General features: G+C 63.3%; 14 protein-coding genes. 12 read left to right on the forward strand and 2 right to left on the reverse strand.

Annotated elements, in window-relative coordinates; all coding sequences use genetic code 11:
* Positions 1–15 precede the first annotated feature (15 nt).
* The 12 genes from tssB to tagF are packed head-to-tail and all read left to right on the forward strand — an operon-like array spanning position 16 to position 16,323.
* Positions 16–531 (forward strand): type VI secretion system contractile sheath small subunit, encoded by a 516-nt coding sequence (gene tssB, locus ACK5L9_RS20175; RefSeq protein ID WP_416913245.1) that lies wholly within the window; start codon positions 16–18, stop codon positions 529–531.
* A complete protein-coding gene (tssC, locus tag ACK5L9_RS20180) occupies positions 531–2,015 on the forward strand; it encodes a type VI secretion system contractile sheath large subunit (protein ID WP_416913246.1) in 1,485 nt (494 codons plus the stop codon). The genes tssB and tssC (ACK5L9_RS20180) overlap by 1 nt, the downstream gene beginning before the upstream one ends.
* Position 2,016: 1 nt before the next feature.
* Positions 2,017–3,432: a type VI secretion system contractile sheath large subunit gene (tssC, locus tag ACK5L9_RS20185; RefSeq protein WP_416913247.1), complete on the forward strand. Its 1,416-nt coding sequence runs from the start codon at positions 2,017–2,019 to the stop codon at positions 3,430–3,432.
* Entirely contained in the window at positions 3,429–4,223 is a 795-nt protein-coding gene (locus ACK5L9_RS20190; RefSeq protein WP_416913248.1) for a type VI secretion system accessory protein TagJ, read from the forward strand. Before tssC (ACK5L9_RS20185) ends, ACK5L9_RS20190 begins: the two co-directional genes overlap by 4 nt.
* On the forward strand, positions 4,216–4,713 hold the full coding sequence (tssE, locus tag ACK5L9_RS20195) for a type VI secretion system baseplate subunit TssE (protein WP_416913249.1): 498 nt from the start codon (positions 4,216–4,218) through the stop codon (positions 4,711–4,713). Before ACK5L9_RS20190 ends, tssE begins: the two co-directional genes overlap by 8 nt.
* Positions 4,706–6,484 carry a type VI secretion system baseplate subunit TssF gene (tssF, locus tag ACK5L9_RS20200; protein WP_416913250.1) on the forward strand — a complete coding sequence of 593 codons (1,779 nt, stop codon included), beginning with the start codon at positions 4,706–4,708 and terminating at the stop codon, positions 6,482–6,484. The genes tssE and tssF overlap by 8 nt, the downstream gene beginning before the upstream one ends.
* Positions 6,481–7,479: a type VI secretion system baseplate subunit TssG gene (gene tssG, locus ACK5L9_RS20205; RefSeq protein WP_416913251.1), complete on the forward strand. Its 999-nt coding sequence runs from the start codon at positions 6,481–6,483 to the stop codon at positions 7,477–7,479. Before tssF ends, tssG begins: the two co-directional genes overlap by 4 nt.
* A complete protein-coding gene (locus ACK5L9_RS20210; RefSeq protein WP_416913252.1) occupies positions 7,463–8,662 on the forward strand; it encodes a hypothetical protein in 1,200 nt (399 codons plus the stop codon). The genes tssG and ACK5L9_RS20210 overlap by 17 nt, the downstream gene beginning before the upstream one ends.
* Entirely contained in the window at positions 8,659–9,999 is a 1,341-nt protein-coding gene (tssK, locus tag ACK5L9_RS20215; RefSeq protein WP_416913253.1) for a type VI secretion system baseplate subunit TssK, read from the forward strand. The genes ACK5L9_RS20210 and tssK overlap by 4 nt, the downstream gene beginning before the upstream one ends.
* Positions 9,996–11,450, forward strand: coding sequence for a type VI secretion system protein TssL, long form (gene tssL / locus ACK5L9_RS20220; protein WP_416913254.1), 1,455 nt, complete (start codon positions 9,996–9,998; stop codon positions 11,448–11,450). Before tssK ends, tssL begins: the two co-directional genes overlap by 4 nt.
* Positions 11,447–14,956 (forward strand): type VI secretion system membrane subunit TssM, encoded by a 3,510-nt coding sequence (gene tssM / locus ACK5L9_RS20225; protein ID WP_416913255.1) that lies wholly within the window; start codon positions 11,447–11,449, stop codon positions 14,954–14,956. Before tssL ends, tssM begins: the two co-directional genes overlap by 4 nt.
* Positions 14,953–16,323, forward strand: coding sequence for a type VI secretion system-associated protein TagF (gene tagF, locus ACK5L9_RS20230; RefSeq protein ID WP_416913256.1), 1,371 nt, complete (start codon positions 14,953–14,955; stop codon positions 16,321–16,323). Before tssM ends, tagF begins: the two co-directional genes overlap by 4 nt.
* Before the next feature lie 521 nt (positions 16,324–16,844).
* On the opposite strand, the gene ACK5L9_RS20235 is transcribed toward tagF, so the two are convergent.
* Together ACK5L9_RS20235 and madM are read right to left on the reverse strand one after the other, a co-directional pair.
* Positions 16,845–20,048, reverse strand: a complete 3,204-nt coding sequence (locus ACK5L9_RS20235; protein ID WP_416913257.1) for an SdrD B-like domain-containing protein — start codon at positions 20,046–20,048, stop codon at positions 16,845–16,847.
* A gap of 470 nt (positions 20,049–20,518) precedes the next feature.
* Positions 20,519–21,283: a malonate transporter subunit MadM gene (madM, locus tag ACK5L9_RS20240; protein WP_416913258.1), complete on the reverse strand. Its 765-nt coding sequence runs from the start codon at positions 21,281–21,283 to the stop codon at positions 20,519–20,521.
* Positions 21,284–21,286: the final 3 nt, after the last annotated feature.

Raw genomic sequence — 21,286 nt, forward strand, 5'->3', positions numbered from 1 at the left:
TTTAAGGAGTTGCCGATGGCGAGTATTCACAAGAAGCTCGAAAAGGTGCGCAAACCTCGGGTTCACATCAAATACGAAGTGGAAACCGAAGGCGCGATGGTCGAGAAGGAATTACCCTTCGTTGTCGGAGTCCTGGGCGACTTCTCCGGCAATCCGACGCAGAACCTCAAGCCCTTTGGCGAACGTAAGTTCGTTCAGATCGACAAGGACAATTTCGACGCGGTGATGGCGCGGATGACTCCGGGTATCAGCATGCAGGTCGAAAACACGCTAAGCGACGAAGACGAGCTTATGCGTGTCAACCTGTCCTTTTCCGGGATGGAGGACTTTGAACCGGCCCAGGTCGTCGAACAGGTGCCGGCGCTGAAGAAGCTGCTGGAAAGCCGCAACCAGTTGCGCGACCTGCTGACCAAGGCCGACAGATCCGAAGATCTGGAAACCCTGCTGGAAGAAATCCTTCAGGACAATGACGCGGTGCGCAAACTGATGGACGAACTTAGCGCACGTACTGCCGAGGGAGGGAAAGCCTGATGGCGTCACGTACCCAGGGCCAGGCCGCCGCAGGCGCCGCCGTCGAAACGACCGAATCCAGCCTGCTGGATCAGGTCATCAACGCCACCCGTCAGACCGCCCCGGACCAGACCGAGGCGCTGCTGCGCAACCTGACCGAGGCTGCGCTGTCAGGCACGGTCAGCTATAACCGCAACCTGACGATCACCCTGAACAAGGCGATCGAGGCGATTGATGCAAAGCTGTCGCGTCAGCTTGCGGCGATCATGCAGGCTCCGGAATTCGGGCGGCTGGAAGGAAGCTGGCGCGGGCTTTATCATCTGGTGATGGAAAGCAATACCAGCGCCAACCTGAAAATCCGGGTGCTGAACGCGACCAAGCGTGAAATCGGACGCGATCTGTCCAAGGCCGTCGAATTCGATCAGTCGCGCCTGTTCAAGTCGATCTACGAGGATGAATTCGGCACGCCCGGCGGCGAACCCATCGGGGCGCTGATCGGCGACTTCGAATTTGACAACAGCTTCGAGGATCTGGAAACGCTGCAAAGCATCAGCCAGGTCTCGGCAGCGGCCTTTGCGCCTTTCATTTCGGCGGCCAGCCCCAAGCTGTTCGGCTTTGACGATTACACCGAACTGTCGCGCCCCCGCGACCTGTCCAAGATCTTTGACAGCACCGAATACGCGAAATGGCGCAATTTCCGGAAATCGGACGATTCCCGCTTTGTGACGCTGACCCTGCCCCGCGTTCTGGCGCGGATGCCCTATGGCGATAACGGTCGGACCATCGACGAGTTTTCGTTCGACGAAGCCATCGCCTATGAAGGCGACCAGATCCCGCATAACAATTATTGCTGGATGAACGCCGCCTATGTCATGGGCAGCAACCTGTCGCATGCCTTTGCCGAATCCGGATGGTGTACGGCCATTCGCGGCGCCGAGAATGGCGGCCGGGTCGAAGGTCTGCCGATGCATCTGTTCTCGACCGATCAGGGCGATACCGACATCAAATGCCCGACCGAGATCGGCATCACCGACCGTCGCGACAGCGAATTGGGGGCGATGGGCTTTCTGCCGCTGTGTCATTACAAGAACAGCGATTACGCAGTGTTCTTTGGCGCGCAAACGACGCATCAGCCGGAAAAATACGACAGCCCCGAGGCGACGGCCAATGCCGCCATCTCGTCGCGCCTGCCCTATATGATGGCGACGTCGCGCTTTGCGCATTACCTCAAGGTGATCGGGCGCGACAAGATCGGCTCGTTCATGGAGGTCGAGGATTGCGAGGACTGGCTGAACCGCTGGATCAGAAACTATGTCAACGCGAACGATGCCGCCGGTGCCGAGATGCGGGCGCAATATCCGCTGCGCGAGGCGCGGGTTACGGTCGAGGAAATTCCGGGCCGTCCCGGCAGCTATAACGCGGTCGCCTGGCTGCGTCCGTGGTTGCAGATGGAGGAATTGACCACCGCCCTGCGCATGGTCGCAAGGATCCCCGAGAAGAACTGACATGTCCGCCTCGGCATTGTTTGTCGAGGCGGGTCAGCCGGACGATCCCCGCTCTGTGGCCTTCAGGGCCTTCGCTGCATCTATCGACCGGCTGATCGCCGCCATCGACGACCTGTTGACGTGCCAGTTGAACGTCATCCTTCACGACCCTGCTTTCAGGGGAATGGAGGCACGCTGGCGCGCCCTGCAAATGCTGGTCGATCAGGCCGGCATCGGTCAGGGTGTGCTTGTTCGGGTGCTGGATGCGGAATGGGGAACGCTGGCCCGGAATCTGGAACGCGCGGCCGATTTCGACCAGAGTCACCTGTTCCGCATGGTCTATGACGAAGAATTTGGCATGCCCGGCGGTCTGCCCTTCGGGCTGCTGGTTGCCGATTACCAGATCGCGCCGAATGTCGTGACCGGCGGGCGAGAGCCGGTCGAGGTTCTGTGGCGGCTGGCCTCGGTCGCGGCGGCGGCGTTCTGCCCCGTCGTGATGGATGCCGCGCCACAGATGTTCGGCTTTGGCAGCTTTGCCGATGTCAGCGCGGCCAGCGATATGGCAGCGGGGCGGCAGGACCGGCCCGAACTGATCCGCTGGACCGGCCTGCGCAAGGCCGACGACGCGCGTTTTCTGGGCCTTGTCGCGCCGGGGCTGATGATCCGCAGGCCCCTGACTTCGTGTCAGGCGGGGCGCGTGGATGGCTTTGTCTTTCACGAAAGCGCCGACCGGCCATTGATCATCGGCGGCGCCTTCGCCTTTGCGGCAACCGTGGTCGAGGCTTTTCAGGGCAGCGGCTGGTTCGCGGCGATCCGCGGCGCGCGTCAGGACGAAATCGGAGGCGGACGTGTCCCCGGCTTTGCGGCGATGGATTTCGGAACCGACCGGCATGGCCTGTCCGCACAGCCCGCCAACCAGTTCCGGCCGACGCCCACGCAAGAGGACGCCATGATCGGCCTTGGCGTCATTCCGATGTCCTCGCTTTATCACGACAGCGACCCGGTGTTTAACGCCAACCCTTCGCTGCATCTGCCGCCGGTCTTTCAGGGCGCGGTCGCCACGCAGAACGCCCGGCTGGGGGCGATGCTGCAATATGTGCTGTGCACCTCGCGTTTTGCGCATTACCTCAAGGTCATCATGCGCGACGAGATTGGCTCGATCAACGATCCTTCGGTGATCGAATTGCGGCTGAAGGACTGGCTGCGGCGTTATTGTCTGGGCAATGACGACGCCTCGCAGGAACTGAAGGCGCAATATCCGCTGCGAAACGCCGATGCGCATATTTCGGAAATCGCAGGCAGGCCCGGTGCCTATCGCTGCACCATTCATCTGCAACCGCATTTCCAGCTTGATGACATCACGACCAGCTTTCAGTTGATCGCCGAAACCTCGCTGCGCCGCAATGGCGCGGCAGACGCCGAAAGGAATACCGCATGACCGCCGCCATCACCGACCTGCTGAATGCCGACGCGCTGGACGATGCCGCCGCCGCCGCCGCCGCCACGGTCAAGACCAAACCGCAGGATCTGTCGGCGCGGATGGTTCTGGCGGGCCTGTCTGTGTTGCAGGGCGATCTGAAGCGGGCCGAAACCCATGCCAAGATGGCCGCGCAATTCTCGCCTCAGGATGCGGTCGGGCTGGGGCTGTTCCGTCAGCACCTGCGTGGCCTTCATGCCCGCGATGCATGGTGGCGGGACGGGGCCGTGCCGACCTTTCCGGGGGGTGCGACTGCGGCCGATCAGGCGGCTGTCGCGCTGAATCTGGCGCTGCGCGAGGGCAACAGGCCTGCCACGGAACAGGCGCTTGAAACGGTCGAGGCCGCAAGGGGAACCCGTCCGGGCACCTGGAACGGCGCGGCGGTGGACGATCTGCGCGAACTGGACGACCGGATGCCCCATGCGATCGAGGCTGTGACGGCGGGCGGCAATTACATGTGGATCGACATGTCCAAGATCGCGCGGATCGATTTCCGCCCCGTGGCGCAGCCGCTGGATCTGGTGCTGCGTTCGGCCCATGTGCTGCTGGAGGACGGGGCCGAGGCCGATCTGGTTCTGCCCGGCCTTTATCCCGACCCGCAAACGCCGCTGCAACGGCTGGGCCGTGAAACGGATTTCGTCGAAACCTGCGGCATCATGATCGGCCTCGGACAACGAAGCTGGCTGGCCGGTGACGACATGCAGGGCTTTCTGTCCGCCGATTCCATCGCTTTCGGAACGGATCATGGCTGAACGACCGCGAAACGAATTGCCTGTCTCGACCCTGCTGGACCGGTTGATCGATTTTGATCCCGACATGGATCGCGATCCGCCGGCGGCCTTGTCAACGCAGCCTTCGGCCCTGCGCGAGGCGCTGCGCCGCGATCTTGAGATGCTGCTGAACACGCGCTGCCGTTTTGACAAGACGCCTGCGGGGCTGGATCAGCTTGACGACAGCCTGTTATCGCTGGGGGTCGGGGATTTCTTTTCGTCGGATCTGGTCACGACCGGTCAGCGCAATGCCTTCGCCGCGGATCTGCAACGCCGTATCGCCCTGTTCGAGCCGCGGCTGGAACAGGTCTCGGTGTCATTGCAGCATGACAGCACGCCGGAAAACCGCGTCCTGCATCTGCGGATCGTGGCCGAATTCCGGCCCCGCTCGGGGCTGGCCCCGGTGATCTTTGAAAGCCGCGTCGATCCGGTGGGCGGGCGGTTCTCGGTTTCCGAGGGCAGGCATGGTTAACCGCTTTCTGGAATTCTATAACGAGGAACTGGGCGCGTTGCGCGGCCGGGCGCAGCGCTTTGCCGAAGCGTTCCCCAAGATCGCGGGCCGGCTGCGTCTGTCGCGCGACCTGTCCGACGATCCGCATGTCGAACGTCTGGTGCAGAGCTTTGCCTATTCCGCCGCGCGGATCCGGCAAAAGCTGGATGACAGCCTGCCGGAACTGACCGACGGGCTGATCGAGACGCTGTATCCCCACTATCTTGCGCCTCTGCCGTCGATGACGGTAGTGGCCTTCCGGCCCGATCCGCAGATGGACGCGGTACGAACCATCCTTCGCGGCACCGAGATGTTGTCGGAAACGATCGAGGGCGACCAGGTGCGCTTTGCGATCACCCAGGATGTGGCCCTTGCACCGCTCCGCATCGAAAGCGCACAGGTGATGAACCGCCCCTTGCAGGCACCGCCGCGGCCCGATCTGAACGCTGCGGGTGCGCTGCGGCTGACGCTTGTGCCGACGGGCAAGGCCAAGCTGACCGATCTGGGGTTGACGCGGCTGCGGCTGTATCTGTCGGGGGCACAGCCGCAGGCGATGGCACTGTTCCGGCTGCTGCATCAGCATTGCGTCGGCGGCGTGCTTGCCGCCCACAGTTCCGACCCGGATGCGCGGCACCTGCCGGCGGGCGCGCTGCACCCCTCGGGCCATCACGAGGACGAGGGGCTGCTGCCCTATCCCGACAGCAGTTTCCGGGGCTATCGCGCGCTGACCGAATATTTCGCCCTGCCCGAGAAATTTCTGTTCTTCGACATTGAGACCGGATCTCTGACCGCTGCCGGGCGGCAGGACATCTATCTGTATTTCGACCGCCCTGCGGGCGAGCTGGAGAGGCAGATCACCGATGCCGCCTTCACGCTTTTCGCCAGCCCCGCGATCAACCTCTTTCCCTGCCAGGCCGAACCGATCACGCTGGACGGGACACGCAGTGCCTATCCGTTGCAGGCCGATGCCCGGCGCCCGAACACGCGGGCGGTGCATTCCGTGCGCCATGTCACGCTGGCATCGGGCGACGGCCAGATCCGTCCTGCGCGCCCCTATTTCCATCGCATGACCGAACGCGGGGCCGAAGGCGTGTTCTGGCAGGTCCGCCGCCATTCGGACGAGGACGGACAGACCCCCGGCGCGACCTCGCTGTGTTTCGTGGACACCCGCAACCAGGCCCATTCACCCGGAGATCATACCGCCAGCGTGCAGGTTCTGGCGACCAATGCGGCATTGCCGCGCAAGCTGCCCTTTGGCGGTGGTCAGCCCCGGCTGCACATGCGCGGCACGGTCGATTACGTGGCCGGCATTGCCTGCCTGATCCCTCCGACCGCGCCCCGCCGCTCGACCCCGCCCGCCGACCGCGCATGGGAACTGATGTCGCATCTGTCGCTGAACCATCAGTCGCTGACCAAGGGCGGCACGCCGGTTCTGCGAAACATCCTGCGCCTCTATGATCCCGGAGACAGCCGCGAGACCGCGCATCTGATCGACGCCATCGCCTCGGTTCAGGGACGGCCCGGATTTACCCGGATCGGGCAGGTGATGGTGCCGGGAACGGATATTCTGCTGACCTTTGACAGCGACCGGATCGACCCTGCGACGGCGGTGTTCTTCGGTTCGGTTCTGGACCGCTTTTTCGGCTGCTACACCAGCCTGAACAGCTTTACCCGGCTGACGCTGAAAATGTCGGGCCGCACCGACAATCTGGCCGCCTTCGCCCCCCGCGCCGGCGAGGAGGCGCTGATATGACCCGCCGCCGCCCCGCACCCACGCTGTTCGGTCGCCTGACCGCAAACCCTGCCGATTTCGATACCGTGACCGCGCTGCGCGTGGCCGAGGCCGAGGCGAAGGCGCGCGGGGTTCCCTTGCTGGTCCGCGCCCGGCCCGAAACGCGGCTGCAACCGCTGGCCGTGGACCGGGTTACGGCGGATGACAAGGCGGTCAGCGTGGACAGCCATCTGTTCAGCTATCTGGGCCCGTTATCCCCCCTGCCGCCGGGATATGCCGAGGTCGCGGCGCAGGATCGCAGGCGCAGGGCAGGCGGTTTCGCGGGGTTCTTTGACCTGTTCACCGACAGGCTGACATGGCTGTTCGTGGCGGCGTCCGAAAAATATGATCTGGCCGCATTGCTGTGCTGGTCGCGGCCTGCCGACAACGCGATCCTGACGGCATTGCGTGCGCTTCTGGGCTTTTCCGGCCGCGAGGCTGAAACGCCCCTGCCCGATGACGAGGTGCTGCGCTTTAGCGGGCTTCTTGCACAGCGCACCCGCAGCGGCGAGGGGCTGCGCGCCATGGCGCAGGCGGAACTGGGCCTGCCGGTGCGGCTGGAACAATTCCGGCTGGTCTGGCGCGACATTCCCGTGAATGAACGCTCGCGCTTTGACAGGCGGATGCAACTGGGTGGCAATGCGACGGCGGGCAGCAAAAGCCCTGACCGGGCCGGTCAGTGCCGGCTTGTTGTCGGGCCGGTACGTTATCTTGATTTCCTGTCCCTTGAAAAGGAACAGCCGCGCATGGACCGGCTGTTGCGGCTGGTGCGCCACTATGTGCCGCCCGGCATTGATTTCGACGTCCAGATCGTTCTGGACCGGCGCGACATCCCCGAGGCCAGAATGGGCGATGCCCTGCCGCCCCGGCTGGGATGGAACAGTTGGGTAAGGATCGCCCCCGCTGCCAATGACAGCGGCGCGGCGGTGATCCGCCCGGATAATCTTGACGGAGGCGCGAATGCAGGTGCGGCTTGAACTGCGCGACGGACGGCAGGCGGGCGCCGAGCGCGCGACCGAATTGCTGACGCCGTTTTCCATTGGAACCCGGCAGGGGGTCACATGGCTTTTGCGCGGCGTCGATGACCGCGAGGGCACGGCGACCCTGCGCCGCAACGAAAGCGGGGGCATCGTCGTCGAGGCGGATGGCGAGGTTTCGGTTGACGGCAAGCCCGCCGCTGAAGGCCGCAGTAACCCGATGCCCGACAGCGGGATCATCATCATCGCCGGACGACAGGTTCAGGTGGTGGTCGAACGCGGCCTTGGCGCGATGTCCTTCGAGGATACCATGCCCTCGATCAGCTCGATCCTGTCCGATGTCACGCCGGGCGGCGAAACCGCTCTGGGTCCGCTGCCGGGGCGTGAATTGCACAGCGTGCTGGACGCGCCCCAGCAACCTCGTCCCGCTGCGGCACGTTTCTGGCAGGAACCCAAGGCATTTGAGGAACCTGCGCCCCCCCTGCCCGTCAGCAAGACGGTCTTTCTGCCCGACGATTGGGACGAGGTCGTCGAGCTGACCAATCGCAGTACCCAAAGCGCGGCTCCCCTTGGGCGAACAAATATCAACCCGACAGAACCTGCCCAGGCAGCGCCGCGTGCCCCGGCGAAGGCACCCGCAGGCGACACGGTTCCGCTGTTGCAGGCGGCGGGGATTACGGCGCTGGAAGCGGACGATATGCCTCCGGCAGTCGTTCTGGCCAATGCCGGGACCGGGCTGGTGCAGGCATTGCAGGCGCTGGCGCGGATCGAGGATCAGTTGCTGGGCCAGTTTGCCGAACTTGGCGTCACGGCCCCGGATCCGGGCGAATCCGCCCGCTATGCGCTGCATCCGGCGGCGGTGCTGTCGGACCGCAATGGTCTGCTGCTTGAGGCGATGCAGCAACGCATCGGCACGATTCTTTCGATGCAGCGGGCGCTGAGCGATGCCAGCCGCAAGGTTCTGGCAGATGCGCGCAAACAGCTTGACCCTGCCGCGATCTCGACCGCCGGAACGGCTCGGCGTGGCATGGCGGCAAAGCTTGCCCCGGCCATCGGAAGCTGGGCGGAATATCAGGCGCGCTTTGCGCCCGCAGACGGGGCCGCACCCCTGTCACCGGCTGCGCTGACCAAGGAAATCAATATCTTGCTGCGCAGGAAAGACCAGACCGAGGACCAAAAATGAAAACCGAAAACCGAGTAGTCTGGACAGAAGGAATGTTCCTGCGCGTGCAGCATTTCCAGCAGGCCGACCGTTGGGCCGACCGCCTGATCCGCGACCTGACGCGGCAGTTATCGCCGTTCCCCTGGGGTTTTGGCCAGCTTGCCATCGACAAAAGCGCATTGGGGATCGGGCGTCTGGCCCTGACCACATTCACTGCCATCCTTCCCGACGGCACCCCGGTCAGCGCGCCCGATCAGGCCGATCTGCCCGCGCCGCTGCAATTGAAGGAAGGGGTCAGCGACAAGCTGGTCTATCTGTGTCTGCCGATGCGCCGCGCGGATCGTGCCGAATTTGCCGGGTCCGGCGGCGAGGGAAGTGTGACCGCACGGATGGCCCCGTCGGAATACGAGGCGGCGGATGCCAATGCCGACAGCGCGCTGACCGCCCCGATCGCCGTGGGGCGGCTGGCACCGGTACTGAAGCTGCAGGGCGAGGAAATGGCGGGCTTTGAGGCATTGCCCGTCGCGCGGGTGGTCGAGGTGCGGGCAGATCTTTCCGTCCAGCTTGACGAGGACATGATCGCCCCCGCGCTGAACCTTGCGCAATCGCCGCGCCTGATCGGTTTTGTCACCGAAATCCTTGGCCTCGTCCGCCATCGCGCCGCCGCCATCGCCCGGCGCGCGGGCGATCCTTCGGTTCGCGGAACGGCCGAGATCGGCGATTATTTCATGCTGCAATTGCTGAACCGCGCGACCCCGATCCTGTCGCATCTGGCCGCTCAGGCCGGGCAGATGCACCCCGAATGCGCCTGGCGCGACCTTGCCGCGCTGGCCGGGGAATTTGCCACCTTTACGGCGGGCGACCGGTTGCCGGTCGAACTGCCCGACTATAACCATATGGAACCCGCCGCCTGCTTTGCGCCCCTGATGGACGAATTGCGCCGCTCGCTTTCCGCTGTGCTGGATCAGTCGGCCATCGCCATCCCGCTGGAAGAACGACGCCACGGCGTGCGCGTCGGGATGCTGGCCGATGCCGAGCTGCGGGCAGGTGCGGGGCTGGTGCTGGCCGTGCGGGCCGAAATTCCGAACGAACAGTTGCGCCGGCAGTTGCCGAACCAGATCAAGATCGGCTCGGTTGAACGTATCGCGGAACTGGTCAATGTCGCCCTGCCCGGCCTTGGCATCCGCCCGATGCCGGTTGCGCCGCGACAATTGCCGTTCCGATCCGGCACCGTCTATTTCGAACTGGACAACAGCGGCGAAATCTGGCGCGATATCACCCAGTCGGGCACCATCGCCGTTCATCTTTCCACGGATTTTCCTGGGCTTGAGATTGAAATGTGGGGAATCCGCTCATGAGCGGTGCTGGTGATTTCATGGATGACGGGCCACGGATCATCTTGCCCACGCCGGGGCGGGGCAAGCCCGAACCCGCATTCCCCGAACCGCTGGTCACGCCCCCTCCTCCACCGGTCGAGGACCGTTTTTCCGCCGAAGCGATCATGCGCGGCTTTCGCCTTGAGGGTCGCGACTTTCCGGTCATGGTCAGCGATGCTGCGGGCCTGCTGAACCTTGCGCATTCGTTGCGCCACCGCAAGACCCCCCCCGACCTCGAAGCATTGCGCCGCGATACCATCGCCGCGATCCGCGATTACGAACGCAAGCTTGGCTCGGCGGGGATTCTGCCCGAGCAGGCGCGCGCGGCGCATTATGTGATCTGTGCAACGCTGGACGATGTGATCCGCAATATGCCCTGGGGTCAGGGCTGGTCGCAGCGCGGGCTGGTCTCGACCTTTCACCACGATGTCACCGGCGGCGACAAGGTATTTGAATTGCTGACGCATTTTCAGTCGCAGCCGGGGCGGAACCGCGATCTGCTGCTGCTGATCTATCTGTGCCTGTCGATGGGGTTCGAGGGCCGGACCCGTGTATCGGCACGCGGCGCGCTGGAACTGGCGCAGATCCGCGACAATCTTTATCGCCTGCTGCGCGCGCAATATGGTGCGCCGGAACAGGATTTGTCGCCCGCCTGGAAGGGCGAGAACCTGCAACACCGCCCAATGCGCCGGGGCAGGCTGTTCTGGCTGATCAGCGGCTTGGCCGTGCTGCTGCTTTGCGCGCTGTTCGCGGTGCTGACGCAATCGCTGAACCGCGTGTCGGACAATGCCATCGCCGAAATGGCGGGTCTGCCGCCCGGAGAGACACCGTCGCTGTTCATCCGCGAACCCGAGCCGCCGGCCCCGCCCGAGAAACCGCCCGCAACGCGGCCCGTCGCGCCGCCGGTTCAGGCGACCCCGCCCGAGGCACAGATCGACACGCTGATCGCCTTTCTTCAGCCCGAGGTCGAGGAAGGGCTGGTGCGGCTTTATCGCGACGGCGATTCCGTTCTGGTGCGCATCGCCAATGCCGGGGCTTTCGCACCCGCTTCGGCCCAGATTCAGCCGCAGTTTCTGGAAACTTTCCGCCGCATCGGCCGGGCGCTGGCAGCCGAGGATTTCGACGTCACGGTTCTGGGGCATACGGACAATATTCCGATCCGCACCGACGCCTATCCGTCGAATTTCCACCTGTCCACCGCACGCGCCTCGGCGGTGCGGGACATTCTGGCCAGCTATGTCGCCACCGACCGGATCGCCATTCGCGGCGAGGCGGAAACGCGGCCCATCGCCGATAACGCCACGCCCGAAGGACGCGAGGCGAACCGGCGAACCGAAATTCTGGTGGCGGCCGCCGGGGCGCTGGTATCGCCTGAACTGCTTGAACAGGGCGACGCGCCCAGCTTCGACGATGCAACGGAGATCGGGCAATGATCAATCTTGTCGGAATGTGGACTTCGTTCCGCTCGACTCTGGACAGCTATATCAGTGTCGTCGGAGCCCGCTTTGCCATGCTGGTCTGGGTGGGCGCCATCGCGGCGCTGATCTGGATCTTTGGGCCAAGGCTGGTCATCGGAGATTTCGCGCCGCTGGCCCCTCCCCGCAACCGTCTGATCGCCATCGGCGCGCTGTTCCTGCTGTGGGGCATCTGGGCGCTGATTTCCTGGCTGCGCGCACGCCGCGCCGATGCCAGAATGATCGACGAGATCGCGGACAGCCCCGAGGCGCGGGCACAGGCCGAAACCAAGGCCGAGATCGACGAATTGCGCAAGCGCCTGCGCGAGGCCATGGCGATGATGCGCAAGGTCGTGCGGAGACGTTACGGCTATGTCTATGAGTTTCCGTGGTATCTGATGATGGGTGCCCCCGGCGCGGGGAAAACCACACTGCTCACCAATTCCGGGCTGAAATTCCCGCTTGGCGATGCCTTGGGCGGAGAGCCGGTTCAGGGCGTGGGGGGCACGCGCAACTGCAATTGGTGGTTCACCGACCGGGCGATCCTGATCGACACCGCCGGGCGCTATACGACGCAGGACAGCGGCCATGAACGCGACAAGGCGGGCTTTGCCGGCTTTTTGAAGATGCTGCGCCAGAGGCGGCGGGCGCAGCCGATCAACGGCGTGATCCTGACCATGGCGCTGACCGACATTCTGGGCCAGTCCCCCGAGGACCGGCTGCGCGAGGTTCGCGCCATCCGTCAGCGGCTTGCGGAAATGGCCACGACGCTTGAGGCCCGCGTCCCGGTCTATATCGTGCTGACCAAGGTGGACCGGGTTGCAGGGTTCGAACAGTTCTTTGAACGGCTTGGTGCCGAGGCGCGCGGTCAGGTCTGGGGCCTGACCCTGCCCTACGAGGAAACCCGCAGCGGCGCCGAGGTTCCTGCGGTGTTCAGCCGTGAATATCACCGTCTGGCCGAAAGGCTGAACGAACAGCTGCTGGATCGGTTGCAACAGGAAAGTGACCTGAACCGCCGCGGCCGCGTCTTTCGCTTTCCGGCCCAGATCGCGGCGCTGCACGATTCCCTGCTGGAGGTCATCGAGGAACTGTCCTCGGGGACGGGCACGATCGAGAAACCCCTGCTGCGCGGGGTCTATTTCGCCTCGGCCACACAAGAGGCGGAATTCCGGCACGAACTTGGCGGCGCGCGATCGATGAACCGCAGCTATTTCGTGGACCGGCTGTTCGGCGACGTGATCCTGAACGAGGCGGGGCTGGTCGTCGATGACCGCCGGATCAGCCGCCGCCGCAGGATCGTCACCGGCGCAATCTATGCCACTCTGGCCGTGGCGACAGCGTTTCTGTCCGGATCGTGGCTATCGGCCTATCTGGTCAATCGCGGTGCGATCAATCAGGTGGAAACCCAGCTTGCCCGCTATGACGATCTTGCCATGGCCATTCCGGTGCGCGACGTATCCGACACCGATTTCCTGCGCATCCTTCCGGCGCTGGACGCGCTGACCAATGTGCCTGCCGCCTTCGAGGTGCAGGACGGCAACGCCCCGCTTGGCGTGCCTCTGCACAGGGCGGCCCTGGGGCTGGACCGCGAGGATGACATTGTCATCCCCTTCGAGGATCAGTACAGCCGCGCCCTGGGGGCCTATCTGCTGCCGCGCTATATGGTCGCCTTGCAGAACCGGCTGAAACAGCCCGATCTTGATCCGGGCGATGCTTTCGAGACGCTGAAACACTATCTGTCGCTGGCCGGGATGGGGCCCATCGACCCGGATGCGCTGCTGGCCCAGTCCGAAGAGATCTTTGCCGTGCTGTACCCCGGCTCGGGCCGCGATGCGACCCGTCAGCGCCTTCAGGAGCATATGGAGGCGATGCTGGCAAAGGGCCAGTTGCCGGTGATGGCCATTGACGATGCGCTGGTCGCCAGCACGCGCGAGAAGATCAAGGGCCTCAGCCCGGCGCAACGCACCTATGACATGCTGCTGACCCGCCGCGCGGCGCGCGAGTTGACGATGTGGACCCCCGCCGAAGCACTTGGTCCCGCCGGGTCACGGGTCTTTGCCCGCGCCTCGGGTGCCGAACTGTCCGACGGGATCGCCGGTATCTTCAGCCGCCGCGGCTATCAGCAGGTCGTGCTGACGCAGATCAGCGCATTGTCCGAAATCGCCGCCTCGGAAGGATGGGTGCGCGGCGCGCGCGATGCCGAGGGGACGTCACAGAACGCCAGCGATATCGCCGCCGATGCCGTCAACCTGTACTGGTCCGAATTCAGTCGGCACTGGAACGACCTGCTGTCCGATCTGGTGATCCGCGACATCGGCGATCTGCGCGCCGCCTCGGATCTGGTGGCAGTGGTCGCCTCTGAAAGCCGCCCGCTAGAGCGTCTGGCCCAGGGGATCGCGCGCGAGACCTGGCTGACCGCGCCGCCCGGCAGTACTGAACTGGCCGCCGCCGCAACCGAAGTCGCCAGCGAGGCCGCGCTGGCGGCGGGCAATCTGGCCTTCGATCCGCTGGCCGCGCCCGATCCCTATGCCGCGCTGCGCCGGGGCCTTCAGCCCGAAGGCGAGGAAAAGACCACCATGCTGACGCCGCTTGAGCCGTTGTTCGAGAATATCTATCAACAGATCAGCCGCGCCGCAGCCAGCGATGCCCGCACCGCCGAGATCTTTGCCGCCGATGGCGCGCTGACCACGGCGACGCAGGATCTGCTGGCGCAGGGCCAGCGCCTGCCCCGCCCCGTCGATCAATGGGTGGTGGGCATTGCCGGCCGCATCGGCGAAGCTGCGGTCGCGGGTGCGCAGAAATCGCTGAACGACCTGTGGAAGGCCGAAGGCTATGCCGAATGCCGCCGCGCCATCGAGGGCCGCTATCCCTTTGCCCCGGATACTGCGCAGGACGTGACCATCGCCGATTTCACCCGCATTTTCGGCCCGAACGGCGTGTTCAAGAGCTTTTTCGACGAAAACCTGACCGGCCTGGTGGACGTTTCCGTCGATCCCTGGCGCTGGACCGGCGGGTTGGGAACCACCGGCCAGACCAGCGACGGTCTGCGCCAGTTCCAGCGTGCCGCGACGATCCGCACCGCGTTTTTTCCGCCTGACGGCAGCGGGCCCAAGGTGGATTATTCCTTTGACCTGCTGTCGATGGAAAATGCCGAGGTGGCGCTGATCGAGGTGGGCGGCAAAAGCTCTTATCACGGGCAGGACAACACGCGCGAACGCAGCTTTGTCTGGCCGACCGAGGAACGCGAGGTCGTGCTGCTGACGCTGTTGCCCGGATCGCGCAGCGAGGCCATCAAGGCCACCGGCCCCTGGGCCCCTTTCCGGTTGATGGATCACGGACAGGTCAGCCCGGTCTCCGAGAACGAATTTGACGTGTTTTTTCGCACCGGAGATCGCGCCGCGACGTTGCGTGTCACCAGCGGCTCGGTCAATAATCCGTTCAACCTTGACGCATTGCACGGCTTTGCATGTCCGGAGGCGCTATGACATTACCCGAAGCCTCGGCCGCGCCGATCGAGACCGGCTATTTCGGCAAGGTGCCCACTCAGGGCGATTTCGTTACCCGAGGTTTTCGCCCCGCCCTTGCCGACCGCTTCGATGGCTGGCTGAGGCAATGCGTCCGCGAAAGCCAGACCCGCATGGGCCGCGACTGGTTGCAGGCATTCCTGGTCGCGCCGGTCTGGCGCATGGCGATTTCGCCGGGGCTGTTCGGCCCCGACGCGATCATCGGTGTGATGATGCCCAGTGTGGACCGCGCGGGCCGCTATTTCCCGCTGGTCATCGCCGCTTCGATACCCGACACCCGGCTGGGGGCGGCGGAACTGGCCGGGATGACCACATGGTATGACGCGGCCGAGGAAATGGCCCTGTCCACGCTGGACGCGGATTTTTCGCTGAACTGGTTCGATTCGCAGATTACGGCGATGCAGATTCCCGCCTCGATGCTGCCCAATGCCGGGGAACAGGCCGAGACCGGATCGCTGTGGTGGACCGGCCACTATGGCGGCCGCCATGTCAGCCTTGACCACATGCCACAGCCCGAGTTTTTCGACCGGCTTTTCCTGACCCCTCCTCCCGGCGAAGCCGCAACCGGATCAGAGACCGCAGCCGACGAAGAAACCCGGCCGCAGCCCACGGCACATGACGACACCCCGCCCGATCATCACACGCACCTGCATCCCACGCGTGTCCCGCTGAAGGCCCATGTCGGCTGTGCAATCCGCAGATCGGCGCAGCAGCTTGTTCCCCCCGATCAGATCGTCGTCAATCAGGATCAGCAGGCGATCACCCTGCTGAACGGCTTTGGATCGGCACGCAATTTGCGCGGGGCGGTCCAGCAGGTTGCCGACACGCTGTCCTCGCTGGACGAACCCCTGTCGATGAGCGATCTCATCGCCGGGGCGAAAGGCCGGCTTGGCACGGCGAACAGCCTCGTCATCGCGCGGGGCAGTGCGATCGGCGCTGTCTATCCGATAGCTTTCGTCACGCTGCTGTTGCAAGCGCAGCTTTTCGCGATCCTCTGGGCCGGAAATGCCCGCGCCTATCTGCTGCGCGATGGTACGCTGAATCTGCTCACCCGCGACCATATCGACCGTCGCCTACCTGCGGTCCTGACCCGCAGCCTTGGCACATCCAAACAATTGTCGCCGGAACAGATCTGCGCCGAAGCGATCTCGCAGGATCGCTTTTTGCTGTGCTCGGCAAGCATCAGCGCCATCCTTTCGGACACCGAAATCCACAGCGCGCTGTCCCGTGGGACCACAGCCGAGGATGTCGCGCAATCGCTGACACAAGGCGCGCTGATCGGCGGCGCGACAGGATGCGTTTCGGCCGCAGCGGTGTTCATCGCATGACAGGCCGCCCCGAATCTGGCTGAAAGGTGTGACTGACGGAAACGGATTTGATCATCCAACTTACGCAGCATCGGCGTAAAATCAGGAAGTTAATGCCTGACAACAGGATCAGATAAAGGTCGTCTGGCTTTAACGCCTGTGGCAAAGCTGCCGCCCGGAAAGTTGCGTCCCGCGATGGCCGGGGGGGCTGTGCGCCCCCCGGACCCCCTGCAAAAGCCTGCGGCGGACCCTGTTGCTGTCGGTGGGCCTTGTTTCCGTCCGGGTTGCCACGCAAGCTGCCCGCGCGGAATGCGAAGTCCAGCCGCTACGACAACCAGCCACAGGCTGCCCCGGACGAGAACAGCCGGCTGTCTCGTGATGACAACCGGCCGGAAGGTCATTTATGGCCAGACGCACTGAAAGTGATCTGACATCTGGCTACAACCTGTTGATTTGACGCTGATGTAGCGCGGATTTTGTGATCAAAACCAAATTCCGTCAGCTATACCGCCCCGCCCTGCCGGGCGGGGCAAAGCTTGCAGTTAAACGCAGATGCAGTCCTGCTCCAGCTCGCTGAAGGGGATGCCGATGATGAAGGGCTGTGTGTTGCCATTCGCCTGCGCCTCGGCGGTCGGGTTCAGCACAAGTCCGACGATGTCATCCTCGCCCGGCGTGAAACCCTCGCCGTTTGCCAGCGCCAGATCGCGGATTTCCTCGGCATTCTCGTACGTGCCCAGACCACCGCCAACAAAGATCAGATCGTCGGTCAGGCCCCAGATCGCGCCCTGGATTTCGGCCTCGGTATAGTTGACACCGGTGCCGTCGCCATTGTCCTGCGCCTCGAAATTCTGGTTCATGATCCAGTTGATCACGTCCAGATTCTGCGGCCGCGCAACCACTCCTGCGGGAACCGAGCCCTCGGCGGCAAGATACAGGTCATAGGGGACTGCCTGACCGATCGTAAAGCCCTCAGAGGCGGCAAGGCAATAGGCCGCATCAAAGCTTTTGCCATCCAGACGATCATCGCCGCTGCCCGACAGGGTGACGTTGTAGAAATCACCCCCAAAGGCGTTGTCCAGCGTCACGACCATGGTGCCGCCGGATGGCAGGCTGGCCTCGATCGTCTGCAACGTATTCACCGTACCGCAGAAGGTCATGGCGACATTGGCCGTATCGGTGCCGCCATTCCCGTCGCTGATCGAATAGCTGTAGGTCGCGCTGTTATGCGTGCCGATCAGCGCATCGTCATAGCTGGTTCCGGTGGCATCAAAGACAAGCTGACCGCCGGTGAGGGTGATCTTGACGCCATCCGCCGCCGTGACGGACTGACCTTCGCTGATCGCCTGCCCGGCGACGGCGGTGATGGTCAGACTGTCGCCATCCGGATCGGTGTCATTGGCCAGAACGTTGATCGTCTTTGGCGTGTCGGCGCAGGTCTTGCCGCTGTCATCCATCGCGTCAGGACCGCGATTATCAGCGACCAGACCGGCATCGACCGTCATATTGGCCTCGCTGACGGCCAGGGTGATGGTACCCGTCCGCCCGGTCGTCTGGTCGGCATCGCTGTCCAGGGCATCATTGCCGCCGGCATTCGCGGTGGTAAAGCTGTAGCCGGCCGCCTCGGCAAAGCCGACGCTATAGCTGCCCGCAGCCAGACCGCTGAACAGATACTTGCCATCCGTCCCGGTCGAGGTGGTGGCCACCGCATTGCCGCCCGCATCGTAAAGCGTGACGTCCACTCCGGCGACACCGGCCTCTCCGGCATCCTGCAGGCCGTTCTTGTTGGCATCCAGGAACACCAGATCGCCGATGCTGGCATCCTTGGGATCCGCCGGAGGCTTTATCCCCGCGTCATTGTCGCGAGAGACCTGACTGGTCGCCAGCGTGATCGTGCCGGTCAGCCCGGTCGAGACATTGGCATCGCTGTCGATGGTATCATCGCCGCCGACATTGGCATCCACCAGCCCGCGCCCGTTGATATCGGTCGGGAAGCGGACCTGATAATCGCCCGCAGGCAGGCCGCCAAAGCTGTAGCCGCCATTCGCAGCAGTGGTTGTCGTGGCGACGACATTGCCGCCCGCGTCCAGCAGCGCAACGGTCACACCGCCGATCCCGGCCTCGCTGTCATCGACATTGTTGCCGTTGTCATCGGCGAAAACGCGGCCCTCGATGGCGGCATCCTCGGCCGGGGGCGGGGGCGCGACAAGCCCGGCATCCACATCGGTCACGGTCTGACCCGGCTGCACGGTGTAATTCCCGGTCTGCCCGGTCGAGACATTGGCGTCGCTGTCGATGCTGTCATCGCTGCCCACATCCTGCTGGGTCAGGGTCCGACCGCCAACCGAGGTCGGAAAGACCACCTTGTAATCGCCCGGTTGCAGGTTGGTGAAGGCATAGCTGCCATTCGCGGCGGTGGTCGTGGTCGCCAGGGTCGTGCCTGCCGCGCTGAGCAGGGTGACGGTCACGCCGCCGACGCCGGGTTCGTCATCGTCCACGCCATTCGCGTCCTCATCGACGAACAGCCGGCCTTGCAGCGCGCCAACCTGAGGCTTGGGGTCGATCGGGCACAATTCGATCTTGTCGATCCGCGCGGCTTCGTAGCGATCGGCATCGCCGACCAGCTTGATCACATCGCCCTTGTTGACGGTGATACCCTTCAGTTCGATCTCGGACCAGGTGGACTTGGAGTTGCCGTTGCCGTCAGTATTCTGATCCAGAACGACTTTCTTGATCAACGAGCCGTTGACGTAAACGCTGATCGAACCCTGACCGTCGTTTTCGTCCATATAGGTCATCTTCATGTCATAGGTGCCGGACGCGCCGTTCCAGGTCGTATGCGCATATCCGCCATCCTTGACCAGCATGATGTCCTTGCCGCCCGAGGCATTGTGACGCCCCTCGACGCAATAGTTGCGAAGCTGCATGTGCTCGGCTTCGATGACCACGCATTTCTGCGTCGACTCGTCCACGTCGCAGACTTCGACTTTCAGCTCTTTCTGGGTGACGCCGCCCTTGCCGTCGCTGACCGCCACATTCACCTTGTAGATATTGTCCAGATTATAGTCGGCCGGCTTTTCGTAATCGGGGGCCTGCTTGAAGCTGAGAACACCGGTGCTTGCATCAATGTCGAACAGCGCGCCATCAGGGCCGCCGGTGATCGAAAAGCTGAGATTGTCGTTATCGGGGTCTTTCGCGTCCAGATCGATGACCAGCTTGGTGTTCTCATCAACGCAGAACACCCCGTCCGAGGGGATGTTGGTAAAGACCGGCGGATTGTTGCCGCCACCGGGTTTGCCCGCACCAAAGCAGGTATAGTCGATCCACGAGCCCTTGACGTTGCAGGTTTCAACCACGGTCAGTTCAGTGCCTGCTGGGGGGCAGTCACCGTAGAAAGTAAAATAGCCATTGCCCGCACCGGGCGAGTCATGACCCTCGATCCTGATCTCTATCATGACGTATTTATGGCCAGAGGCGTCCTTCAGGACGTGATACTGTTCGGCATACATCTGGCTGCCAATACGGCAATTGTCGATATAGGCTTTCTGACCTGACAGGTCTGAAGCGCAGTCATTGATCCAGTCATCACCGGACAGGTATTTCTCGTTATCATAGGTGGACATCTTTACCGTGGACGAACCAACAACGAATTTGTCGCCGCTGTTGAAATCGTGGCCGTTTCGCCCGTTGGCCAAAAGATCGGCCTCGGTAAAGGCAGTCCATTCAAATCGCTTATAAAAAAATGTCATGATCGTGATCCTCGCTGACTAATTCCACACGACTTTCGGAAGCGGGGTCAAAGAGGTTCGCACAGTCAGTCACAGCCCCGGCGCGCCAGGACATCAAAGGTACCAACACAAAATAATCAAGAACCCCTTAAACGAATACCTCCGGCTCAGCAGGTTATCTGCAAAGCCAATGTAGGTCTATACAGTTCGGGATGAAAAAGAGGTGCTTCACGATACAAATTTGTATTTTGAACTGAACCAATCATCATAATATTAATAATATGACTTATCTTTCAGACTAAACATTTTTTTATTTCTTGTTAAAATCAAGAAAAAATATTAATTTCAACCTCAGGATGTTTCCGGCCCTGATCGGCATTGCCGCGGCAGAATCAGTTCACTTCTGCGTCAGGCCCGCCCGCCGTGCCCCGCCTGGCAGATTTTGTCGGCGGGAATTGGCCGGGGCACAGTCGCGGCCCGGCCTTTTGCCTTCAGTTCCCCATGATGGCGAGGATGAGGAAATACATCACTGACGGTCCCAGAAGGCAGCCCAGCCCCGTGTAGAATGTCGCGGTCATCGCGCCATAGGGCACAAGCCGCTTGTCGGTGGCCGCAAGGCCGCCCGCGACGCCGCTGGTCGTGCCCATCAGCCCGCCATAGGCCATCGCGGCCTTTGGGTTGTTCAGGCCGATGAAGGGCGCGATGAAGGGCGTGCCGATCATGACCAGCACCGATTTCACCAACCCGGCCGCCACCGACAGCGCCACGATCTCGCTGGATGCACCCAGGGCGGTGCCGGTGACGGGACCGACGATATAGGTCGCCGCGCCCGCGCCAAGGGTGGTCATGCTGACGGCATCGTTATAGCCGAACATCAGTGCGATGATCGCGCCCACGACAAAGGACAGCAGGATTCCCAGAAACAGCGACAGCACCCCGACGATGCCCGAGCGGCGAATCTCGGCCAGATCGACGCCATAGGCGGTCGAGACGATGGCAAAGTCGCGCAGCATCGACCCGCCCATGATCGCAAGCCCGGCGAACAGCGGAACATCGGACAGGCCCTTGGTCCCTCCGGTAAAGGCCCCGCCGATATAGGCCAGCACCAGACCCGCGATGATCGCCACGGCGGAACCGTGCAACCGCCCGGCTGTCAGGTGATGCGAGACGAAATAGCTGACCCACATCACCGCTCCGACCAGCACAAAGGCGTACAACAGGCCGTTCTTGATCAGAACGTCGGAAATCATCTCCATCGC

This window comes from Paracoccus sp. (in: a-proteobacteria) (assembly GCF_047973135.1).
Lineage (GTDB): Bacteria > Pseudomonadota > Alphaproteobacteria > Rhodobacterales > Rhodobacteraceae > Paracoccus.

Bases quoted from the DNA above. Each gene is read 5' to 3' on its own strand.
- tssC (WP_416913246.1), top strand. From the start codon at position 531: ATGGCGTCACGTACCCAGGGCCAGGCCGCCGCAGGCGCCGCCGTCGAA.
- tssE (WP_416913249.1), top strand. From the start codon at position 4,216: ATGGCTGAACGACCGCGAAACGAATTGCCTGTCTCGACCCTGCTGGAC.
- tssM (WP_416913255.1), top strand. From the start codon at position 11,447: ATGATCAATCTTGTCGGAATGTGGACTTCGTTCCGCTCGACTCTGGAC.
- ACK5L9_RS20235 (WP_416913257.1), bottom strand. From the start codon at position 20,048: ATGACATTTTTTTATAAGCGATTTGAATGGACTGCCTTTACCGAGGCC.
- madM (WP_416913258.1), bottom strand. From the start codon at position 21,283: ATGGAGATGATTTCCGACGTTCTGATCAAGAACGGCCTGTTGTACGCC.
- tssG (WP_416913251.1), top strand. From the start codon at position 6,481: ATGACCCGCCGCCGCCCCGCACCCACGCTGTTCGGTCGCCTGACCGCA.
- tagF (WP_416913256.1), top strand. From the start codon at position 14,953: ATGACATTACCCGAAGCCTCGGCCGCGCCGATCGAGACCGGCTATTTC.
- tssF (WP_416913250.1), top strand. From the start codon at position 4,706: ATGGTTAACCGCTTTCTGGAATTCTATAACGAGGAACTGGGCGCGTTG.
- tssB (WP_416913245.1), top strand. From the start codon at position 16: ATGGCGAGTATTCACAAGAAGCTCGAAAAGGTGCGCAAACCTCGGGTT.
- ACK5L9_RS20210 (WP_416913252.1), top strand. From the start codon at position 7,463: ATGCAGGTGCGGCTTGAACTGCGCGACGGACGGCAGGCGGGCGCCGAG.
- tssK (WP_416913253.1), top strand. From the start codon at position 8,659: ATGAAAACCGAAAACCGAGTAGTCTGGACAGAAGGAATGTTCCTGCGC.
- ACK5L9_RS20190 (WP_416913248.1), top strand. From the start codon at position 3,429: ATGACCGCCGCCATCACCGACCTGCTGAATGCCGACGCGCTGGACGAT.
- tssL (WP_416913254.1), top strand. From the start codon at position 9,996: ATGAGCGGTGCTGGTGATTTCATGGATGACGGGCCACGGATCATCTTG.
- tssC (WP_416913247.1), top strand. From the start codon at position 2,017: ATGTCCGCCTCGGCATTGTTTGTCGAGGCGGGTCAGCCGGACGATCCC.